This is a genomic window from Bacillota bacterium, assembly GCA_024655925.1.
In the GTDB taxonomy this organism is placed as follows: Bacteria; Bacillota; DTU025; order DTU025; family JANLFS01; genus JANLFS01.
In genome coordinates this window covers 17,777-27,080 of record JANLFS010000035.1, presented here as the reverse complement: position 1 = coordinate 27,080, position 9,304 = coordinate 17,777, and the positions used below count along the sequence as shown (strand labels likewise).

At 61.3% G+C, this 9,304-nt stretch carries 8 protein-coding genes and 2 pseudogenes; all 10 read left to right on the top strand.

The genetic code is table 11. The annotated features are described in order from the left end of the window. The first annotated feature begins 145 nt into the window (after positions 1 to 145). The 10 genes and pseudogenes from NUW23_07215 to NUW23_07170 all read left to right on the top strand — a co-directional run bounded on the left by NUW23_07215 (position 146) and on the right by NUW23_07170 (position 9,095). Positions 146 to 718, top strand: coding sequence for a bacterial transcriptional activator domain-containing protein (locus tag NUW23_07215; protein MCR4425967.1), 573 nt, complete (start codon positions 146 to 148; stop codon positions 716 to 718). Positions 719 to 836: 118 nt separating this feature from the next. Next, positions 837 to 1,576 (top strand): annotated as a pseudogene (fabG, locus tag NUW23_07210) (3-oxoacyl-ACP reductase FabG). Between the two features lie 86 nt (positions 1,577 to 1,662). Then, positions 1,663 to 2,958, top strand: a complete 1,296-nt coding sequence (locus tag NUW23_07205; protein MCR4425966.1) for a 4-hydroxybutyrate--acetyl-CoA CoA transferase — start codon at positions 1,663 to 1,665, stop codon at positions 2,956 to 2,958. 18 nt (positions 2,959 to 2,976) lie between these two features. Beyond that, on the top strand, positions 2,977 to 3,966 hold the full coding sequence (locus NUW23_07200) for a ketoacyl-ACP synthase III (protein ID MCR4425965.1): 990 nt from the start codon (positions 2,977 to 2,979) through the stop codon (positions 3,964 to 3,966). Positions 3,967 to 4,243: 277 nt separating this feature from the next. Beyond that, on the top strand, positions 4,244 to 5,425 hold the full coding sequence (locus tag NUW23_07195; protein ID MCR4425964.1) for an acetyl-CoA C-acetyltransferase: 1,182 nt from the start codon (positions 4,244 to 4,246) through the stop codon (positions 5,423 to 5,425). A gap of 41 nt (positions 5,426 to 5,466) precedes the next feature. Next, the gene (locus tag NUW23_07190) at positions 5,467 to 6,381 is read left to right on the top strand and encodes a branched-chain amino acid ABC transporter permease (GenBank protein ID MCR4425963.1); all 915 of its coding nucleotides are present in this window, start codon (positions 5,467 to 5,469) and stop codon (positions 6,379 to 6,381) included. Continuing rightward, a complete protein-coding gene (locus tag NUW23_07185) occupies positions 6,348 to 7,109 on the top strand; it encodes an ABC transporter ATP-binding protein (GenBank protein MCR4425962.1) in 762 nt (253 codons plus the stop codon). Before NUW23_07190 ends, NUW23_07185 begins: the two co-directional genes overlap by 34 nt. Before the next feature lie 4 nt (positions 7,110 to 7,113). Continuing rightward, positions 7,114 to 7,827 (top strand): annotated as a pseudogene (locus NUW23_07180) (ABC transporter ATP-binding protein). Between the two features lie 58 nt (positions 7,828 to 7,885). After that, complete coding sequence (locus NUW23_07175) at positions 7,886 to 8,785, top strand: ABC transporter substrate-binding protein (protein ID MCR4425961.1); 900 nt, start codon at positions 7,886 to 7,888, stop codon at positions 8,783 to 8,785. Beyond that, positions 8,757 to 9,095, top strand: coding sequence for an ABC transporter substrate-binding protein (locus NUW23_07170; GenBank protein ID MCR4425960.1), 339 nt, complete (start codon positions 8,757 to 8,759; stop codon positions 9,093 to 9,095). The genes NUW23_07175 and NUW23_07170 overlap by 29 nt, the downstream gene beginning before the upstream one ends. The last annotated feature ends 209 nt before the right edge of the window (positions 9,096 to 9,304 follow it).

Here is a 9,304-nt window from a genome sequence, read left to right as displayed (position 1 = left end):
CCTGCCTCTCTAGCCCCCTAATGCGGGTGGAGGAAGAGGCAGGACTTCGAGACCTCAAACCGGGGCTTCAAGGTCGCTCTCAACGCGCTGTGCAACGCGATCGAGCCCGCCCGGCCCCGCGCGTGCGTCGTCCTGGTGAACTCCGGTGATTGAGAGCCTCCTCAACCCGCCCGGCCCCGCGCGTCCGTCGTCCTATTACGTTATCAGGCAGGGTGACGCATACGGGCTCAACCTCGCGTCCGGCTACTGGCTTGACGCCGAGGAGTTCGAGAGCCTTGTGACCAAGGCGAACCTGCTCGTGGACAGATCCCCCGCGGAAGCCATGGACCTCTATAGCAGAGGTTTTGAGTTATACGAGGGGGACTATCTCGCCTGCGCACCCTATGAGGACTGGTGTTCGGCTGAGCGGGAGAGGTTGTTCTCGCTCTACCTGCGTTCGTCCTCCAGGCTCGCCAAGATGCTCGCCGCCGCGGAGAGATACGATGAGTGTATTGCGGTGGCGGAGAAGATCCTCACTCGGGACGACTGCTGGGAGGAGGCCTACCGGCTGCTCATGTTCTGCCATGCGAGGCTCGGGTCGAGGTCAGCCGCGGCGCGCGCTTTCGAAAGATGTACCGAGCGCCTGGCCAACGGTCTTTCGGTTTCGCCCATGCCCAGCACGGTGCGGCTGTATCAGCAGATCCTCCAACATGTCGGGGATCGGGTGGAACTCGCCTGAACGTGTAACCGGTTTGTAACTCCCAGGCAACGCCCGGGCCTTATGCTTTTGGTGCAGGCGCCGGGCGCCTTCTTTTCCGGTGTCCGGCTCTCACTACCACAAAGGCAGGTGGTCCCGGGTGAGGCTCAAGGACAAAGTGGCCGTGGTTACGGGCGGGGCCTTGGGCATTGGGAAGGAAACGTGCATGGTCTTTGCTCAGGAAGGCGCTCGAGTAGGGATCGTGGACATAAACGAGGAGGCCGGGCGGGCTCTCTGCGCAGAGCTTGAGGGATCCAGGCACGTGCTGCGTTTTTCGCCATGGACGTGCGCGATCGGGCGCAGATCAGAGACGTTGTGGACGCTATAGTCGCAAGATTCGGCGGTATTGACATCCTTGTGAACGACGCAGGCATCACCGCGGACGCCAGTCTCGTCAAGATGACGGAGGAGCAGTGGGATCGAGTCATGGACATCAATCTGAAATGCGTCTTCAATGTGACACAGGCGGTGGCCCCGGTTATGATCGCGCGCGGCAAAGGGAGAATCATCAACGCGTCGTCTGTAGTGGGGATACACGGGAATTTTGGGCAGACGAACTATGTCGCCACCAAGGCCGGGGTCATCGGCATGACGAAGGTCTGGGCGCGCGAGCTCGACCGAAAAGGTGTGACGGTGAACGCGGTGGCGCCGGGTTTCATCTTGACTGACATGACCGCGAAGATGCCTGGGAACATCCTTGAGATGATGAAGTCCAAGACGCCGGCGGGAAGGCTCGGGACCCCTCGGGACGTCGCCCTGGCTTACCTATACCTTGCATCCGACGACGCGGACTTAGTATCAGGTGCGGTTCTCTCTGTGGACGGCGGCATAAGCATTTAGCTCAGCCGATGAAACGCGCCCCGGAGTCCGGGAGCGGCCCGCCGTGTCCGCGCCGCGGGTCCCGCCGGGCCTGGGAGGGACTGCTCATGAACGTTAACGAGGAATACAGGCGCAAACTCGTCGGGGTGGAGGAGGCGGTGGCCCGGGTGAAGTCCGGGCAGCTGATCTGTGTGGGAATGGCTGCCTCGGAACCGGCCGGGCTGCTTTCGGCGCTTTCCAGGCGGAGGGATGAACTCGTGGACGTCAGAGTTATCTCCGCCCTCATGATAGGGGACTACGAGTTCTTCGCGAATCCTTCCATGGAGGGGCATTTTCTCCATGAAGCCTGGTTCTACGGCCCAGCCGCCAGGCGAGCGCATCAGATCAGGCTCGTCTCCTTCGTTCCGAACCACCTGAGCCAGGCCATAAGAAAGAAGGTCGAGTTCGATCCGCCCCAGGTCTTCTGGGGAACCGCATCTCCCATGGATAAGCACGGGTTCTTATCTCTCTCGCTCGGCGTCACATACGAGCGATACATGATGGACCATGCGGACACCGTGGCCCTTGAGGTCTCCGAACACAAGCCGCGGACATACGGGGACACCATGGTCCACATATCCGAGGTAGATGCGGTGGTGGAAAACCACATACCCAACTTCCAGCTTGAGCACATCGAGCCAAGCGAGGAAGAGATCGCAATAGGGCAGCACGTTGCGAGTCTGATAGAGGACGAGTCAACTCTCCAGTTAGGGATCGGGGGAATTCCAAACGCCATTGCCCGCGCACTTATGGACAGGCGGGATCTCGGGATCCACACCGAGATGTTGACCGACGGAATGGTCGACCTCTACGAGGCGGGGGTGATCACGAACCGTAAGAAGACAGTCTGGCGCGGGAAGATGGTCGGGACCTTCGCGTACGGAACGGAAAAGCTCTACCGGTTCATTCACGACAACCCAGGTGTCTGGCTTGAACAGGGGTTCGTCACCAACGACCCTTACATAATTGCGAAGAACCACCGTGTGGTCAGTATCAACATGGCCCTTGCGGTCGATCTCACCGGGCAAGTCTCATCGGAGTCCTTGGGCACGAAGCAGTTTTCCGGCTCGGGGGGACAGGTTGACACTGCATGCGGAGCTCAGATGTCTCCCGGGGGCAAATCCGTGATCGCGCTCAGGTCGACGGCGAAGGGCGGGACGCTTTCGACAATCGTCCCGATCCTTGCCCCGGGCTCAGCTGTGACCTTGTCGCGGATGGATGTTGACTACGTCGTCACTGAATACGGAATTGCGCATCTCAAGGCCAAGAGCGTCAGGAACAGGGTCCGCGCGCTTGTGGGAATAGCGCACCCCAAGTTCAGGGACTGGCTTCTGGAAGTGGCGGAGAAATACCAAATCTGGTAGACGGGAGGGGTCTCTCACATGCCCAGGTGTGCCAAGATCGCCGGGACCGGGCGGTATGTGCCTGAGAGAGTCGCGACCAACGACGAGCTCGCCGAGAGATGGGGCAAGGAGGCAATGGACCGGACCGCGGAAGTGATCGGGCAGCGGGAACGTCACTATGCCGCTGCTTCGGAGAGCGCGGCCGACCTGGCGACTTATGCGGCTCAGGACGCTCTCAGGTCCGCGGGGATTGCCGCGACCGATCTCGACCTCGTGATCGTCGCCACCGACACACCCGAATACGTCTCCCCCGCTACGGCAAGCGTAGTCCAGCACCGGCTGGGGGCCTCGAACGCGGGGACGTTCGACGTGAATTGCGCGTGCGCCGCGTTTGTCACAGCGGTGGACATGGGAGCGAAGTACATACTTTCCGACAAAGCCTACCGGAACGTGCTCGTCATCGGCACTTACGCCATGACGAAGTACGTCGACTGGGACGATCCCAGAACACCCACGATACTCGCTGACGGTGCCGGAGCGGTTGTGCTTACTATCTCTAACTCGCCTGGGTTTCTCGGGGGCAAGCTCATCACGGACGGGCAGTACCACGATTACATGGGCATCTATGTGGGCGGATCCAAAACCCCGGCGAACGAGGAGTCAATCAAGACTGGGCTTCACAAGGTCAGGTTCCTCAAGCCTTATCCTCCTGAGACCAATTTCGCGCACTGGGTTCCCCTCATCCGCGAAACCCTCGCGAAGGCCGGATTGACCACAGATGACGTGAACATGTACCTGTTTACTCAGATAAGGCTTGTCACTATCAAAGAGGTAATGGCCGAATACGGACTTCCCATGGACCGCACCCACTGCGTAATGAACAAATGGGGTTACACCGGCTCTGCCCGCATACCGATGGCTCTCGACGATGCTGTCAAGCTCGGCCGGATCAAGCCGGGGGATGTGGTTGTCCTCTGCGCTTCAGGGGGCGGATACGCCATGGCGTGCACGGTCTTCAGGTGGGCGTAACCGGGGCTGGTGGAGAAGTAGTAATGGCCTCATTCGTTGTGCGGTTCACTCAGGATACCGACGATTCCGGAATGGCGGATACGTCGCGGTGGCGGGTTCTGGTCAGGCACATCCAAACCGGAGAGGAACGGCTTTTCCCAGTTTTCCGGAGGCTTCTCGGTTCATCGAAGGAGAAGTCGGCAAGTTCGGATACGGTCGCGCCCCGCGCGGGCGCGTGGATTGGAACAAACAAACAAAGAAAGCGGATACGGATCTCAGCGCTGAAAGGAGTGGCAATATGAAGGAAGTTGTGATCACTTCAGCGGCGCGGACCGCGATCGGATCGTTCGGGGGCGCGCTTGCGGGCCTTCCCGCCTGGCAACTGGGGGCGGTGGTGATTCAGGAGGTCATCAGGAGAAGCCGAATCGAGCCGGGCCAGGTCGATGAGGTGCTGATGGGGTCCATACTCCCCGCATCCCAAGGGGCGAACCCGGCAAGGAGGGCCTCGCTCGCGGCGGGCGTGCCGGTTGAGATCCCCGCGGTTACCATCAACATGATGTGCGCGTCAGGCCTGAAGACCGTGGCAATGGCGGCCACCGCTATAGCTGCGGGGGATATGGAGATCGCGGTCGCGGGGGGCATGGAGAGCATGTCCAACGCCGCCTACTTCCTCGACCGGGCCAGGTGGGGGATGAGGATGGGCCACGAGGTTCTGAAGGACGAGATGTTGACAGCTGCTTTGTGGTGTCCGTTCACAGATGTCCACATGGGGATGACCGCTGAGAACATAGCGGAGAAACACCGCATAACCCGACTGGAGCAGGATGAGTTCGCCGCCTCAAGCCAGGCCAAAGCGCAGGCGGCGATGGAGGCCGGGAAGTTCGACGCCGAGATCGTACCGGTGGAGATACCTCAGAAGAAAGGCGAGCCTGTGAAGTTCGTCCGGGACGAATACCCGCGGTCCGGGGTTACCGTAGAAAGCCTTGCGAAGCTGAAGCCCGCGTTCAAGAAAGACGGCACTATCACTCCTGGCAATGCGTCGGGCATAAACGACGGCGCCGCGGCGTGCGTGGTGATGAGCGCGGACAAAGCGAAGGAGCTCGGGATCAAGCCCATGGTGGCTGTTCGGTCTTACGCTTCGGCAGGGGTTGAGCCCGCGTTCATGGGGCTGGGTCCTGTCCCTGCTACCCGACGGGCCCTGGCCAAGATCGGCATGTCTCTGGACGGCATCGATCTGATCGAAGCGAACGAGGCATTTGCCGCGCAGACGCTGGGGGTAGGGCGGGAACTGCAATGGGATCCGAGCAAAGTGAATATCCGGGGCGGAGCGATCGCGCTCGGCCATCCTGTGGGAGCAAGCGGTGCCCGGATACTCGTCACCCTGATCCATGCCCTCATAGATGAAGGTCTCCACACCGGGCTTGCCACCTTGTGCGTCGGCGGAGGAATGGGTATGTCGATGATCGTCGACCGTGCATAACAGCGGGAACCGGCAGGATCTGGGGGAGGGGGCGTAAGAGGTTGATTCTTCAATCAGCGGTGCAAGGCCTCTCCTATGGCGCTCTCTATGCCCTGATGGCGTTCGGGCTGGTCTTGATCTATAAGACCATGGACATAGTCAACTTCGCGAACGGCGAGATCACAATGATATCCGCGTTCGTCACATTCACGCTCCTGGTTCGAATGCGCATGCCGATATGGGCCGCGATCCTCGGGACAATCGCGTTCGCGGGGATCTTCGGCGCGGCCATTGAGCGGATCTTCTTGAGGCCGGTGGAGAACGGGCCGCTCATTGGGATGATCATCGTCACGATGGGCCTGGTCATGACAGTGCAAGGCCTCGCCCTGTGGATCTTCGGCTACAACCCGGCCTACATGCCCCCTCTTGTCACAGGAATGCCTCTTCGGATCGGGTCCATCATAATCACCCGCGACGGTCTTCTCCAACTCGGAACGGCTCTGGCCCTCTCGGTGGTCCTTTATCTCCTCGTTCAACGTACCAGACTTGGCCCGGCGATGAACAGGTTCACCCGGGCTCGTCTGCGCGCCGTCTTGACCGGCCTTGCTCTCGTCGCGTTCCCCTGGATCGTGGGGCGGAGCGGGTTCCTCCTATACACCGAGGCGATGGTGGGCGTGTCGATCATGGCCGCCACCGGGCTCAACATTCTCACTGGGGTGGCTGGAGCGAGGCCGTTCGCTTTCGGCGTCAGCCTCGCGTCTGACATGGCCTGCTACTACATTGCCCTTCACCAGGATGGAGTCTGCGTCCACAATCGTAACAGGCCTCGCGCTCGCTCTCTGCGTGATATTCCTTCCTTACGGGCTTGCGAGCCTGCCCTGGGTGATCAGGGAGAAGACCGCGAGAAGACGGAGGGCCAGGGACGGTCGGGGAGGTGTTCCGCATGGCGCTTCTTGAGGTTTGTGGGCTCACCGTGAGGTTCGGCGGACTCTATGCCGTCCGGGACTTGAATCTGTCGGTCGAGGCGGGGGAGATACGAGGGCTGATCGGGCCGAACGGAGCCGGCAAGAGTACAGTGTTCAACGCGGTCTCAAGGTTCCTGAAACCCGTCTCGGGGACGATCACGTTCGACGGGACGGACCTTCTGACCCGGGCGCCCGACCGCCTTGCCAAGCTCGGGATCGCCCGCACATTTCAGAACCTCGAACTGTTTCGGAACCTCTCGGTGCTCGATAACCTCATGATGGGGACCCACCATCGCGGACGGGCCAACATCGCCTCCGCAGGCCTTGGCCTCTCGACGGAGCGCCGTGAGAAGTCGGAGCTCCGAGCGGAAGCCCTTGAGATCGCGGAGTTCCTCGGCATCCGCTCCTACGTCGCTGGTCCGGCGCGGTCGCTTCCCTACGGCACCCAGAAACTGGTTGAGCTCGGGCGAGCGCTTTTGACCAAGCCAAGGCTCCTCCTTCTGGACGAGCCGGTCGCCAGAATGAACGATGCGGAGGCCCGGGAACTCGCCGGGATCATCAGGGCGGCGCGGGACCGGTGGGGGATTTCCATCCTTCTGGTAGAGCACGACATGTCCTTTGTCATGGGGTTATGCGAGAAGATATCAGTCATGAACTTCGGCGTTCTGATCAAGAGCGGAACCCCTGAGGAGATTCGGCGCGACCCAGCGGTGATCTTAGCCTACCTCGGAGAGGAGTAGGCCAATGCTTGAGCTTGTCGGCGTCAGCCTCTGCTACGGCGTGGCTCGCGCGCTTCGGGGCGTATCGCTCCGTGTTCCCGAAGGCTCGGTTGTGGCCCTTCCAGGGGCGAACGGCGCGGGAAAGACCAGCGCCCTCAGGGCGATATCCGGGGTTGCCAAGATCTCAGAAGGCCGCATAGAGCTCGATTCCAGGTAGATCCAACACGAGAGCTCCGAGGTCAGGGTGAGGCTCGGGGTAGTTCAAGTGCCTGAGGGACGCCAGATATTCCCCGATTTCACGGTCAGGGAGGACCTGATGATCGGGGCCTACCTTCGTTCCGACCGTGCGGGGATCAGCGCCGATCTTGACATGGTGTTCAGCCGGTTCCCTGTCCTGGCCGAGCGGGCATCGCAGGCGGCGGGGACTCTCTCAGGCGGGGAACAGCAGATGTTGGCCATAGCAAGGGCTCTGATGGCGCGCCCCAGGATACTGCTTCTGGATGAGCCGTCTCTTGGGCTTGCGCCCCTAGTTGTCCGGGAGATCTTCGCCATAATCAGAGACATCAATCGTTCAGGCGCCACAGTGTTGCTGGTGGAGCAGAACGCAAGGCTCGCTCTGAGGATTTCGACCTACGCGTATGTTCTGGAAAACGGGGCGGTGAAACTCGAGGGTCCATCGAAGGAGCTCGAGGCGAACGAGATCATCGCACGGCTTTACCTGGGCGGATCGTCCGCCTGAAGGGTTACTATGGGCAATCGAAGGAGGAGGAGACAGGAGAATCACCCGGTGCGTCATCATGGCAGTCTGCCTGGCCATCGCGTTCTCGACGGTCACCTTGGCCGTGGAGCGGGTCCCGGGGGTCACCGACACCGAAGTCGTGATCGGGAGTTTTCAGGCGCTTTCGGGGCCGTTCTCGGCAATCGGGGTGCCGATGAAGCGCGGGATGGAAGCCTACTTCAACTGGATCAACAAAGCCGGCGGCATCCATGGGAGGAAGATCACTCTGATCGTCGAGGACGATCAGCTCGACCCGTCAAAGACCGTCGGCGCCGTGAAAAAGCTTGTGGAGCGGGACAACATATTCGCGCTCGTGGGCGGGCTTGGGACATACGGCAACCTCGCGGTCCTGGGCTACATCGTCGCGCGGGGTATCCCATACGTCTACCAGGGATCCGGAGCGTTCGCTCTGTCTATTCCGCCCAAGAAGAACGTGTTCACGGTCCAGCCCAACTGCACGAATGAAGGCAAGATCATCGCTCAGTACGCGGTGGGCGAGCTGAAAGCCAAGAGGATCGGGGCCATCTACGAGAAGACCGATGTGGGCACGGAGGGCCTAGCCGGCGTCAAGGGGCAGCTCGCGAAGCTAGGACGGAGCCTCGTGTTCGGACTCGGTTTCGCCGCGAACGAAGTAAACCACACCCCCACTATTCTCAAGGCTATGGCCGAGAAGCCTGACGTAGTAGTCCTCTATACCCTCTCGGGCCGGGCGGCCGCCATTGTCAAACAGGCCGCGAGCCTCGGGTTCCAACCCACCTGGGTGACGACCTACCCGAACGCGGACTTGACGTTTCCGCTGCTCGTGCGCTTCGCCGCCCTGTCTGACGACCTACCCGAACGCGGACTTGACCCTGTTTGCCCAGGCGGGTCCGGCTTGGAACGGGGTCATCATGGCGGGCTGGGTCCCGGTTGTAGATGAGCAGGACCCCGACTGGCAGAAGTGCCTGGAGATCTACCAGGCCACATTCCCAAAGGAGGTTCCCAACGCCTACGCCGTGGCGGGGGTGATCGCAGGCGAGGTCTTCGCTGAAGGCCTCAGGCGGGCCGGGCGCGACCTGACATGGGCCAAGATGATCTCGTCCCTTGAGGCCATCAACAACTGGAACGGGGTCATGGCGAAGGACATCAACTGCGGCCCGAACGAGAGAGCAGGGAAGATATCAATGTACTTCCTGAAGGCCCAGGACAACCAGTTCGTGACCATCTCCGGGTGGGTGCGGCCGCAGTAGCGGCCATAGGCTATACCGGATGCTAGACCCGAAGCCGGCCCCTGGGGACGCTCAGGCGTTCCAGCGGGCCGGCTTGTTTGATACCGATGGGTTCGATGCAGGCGGGTCTCGCACGGTCAAACCCGGTGCAGTCGGGTCTGACGCGGTTGGATCCAGCCCGGTCGGGTTCCACGCCGACGGCAGGCTGCGTGCTCACCAGAGGAGCGAGC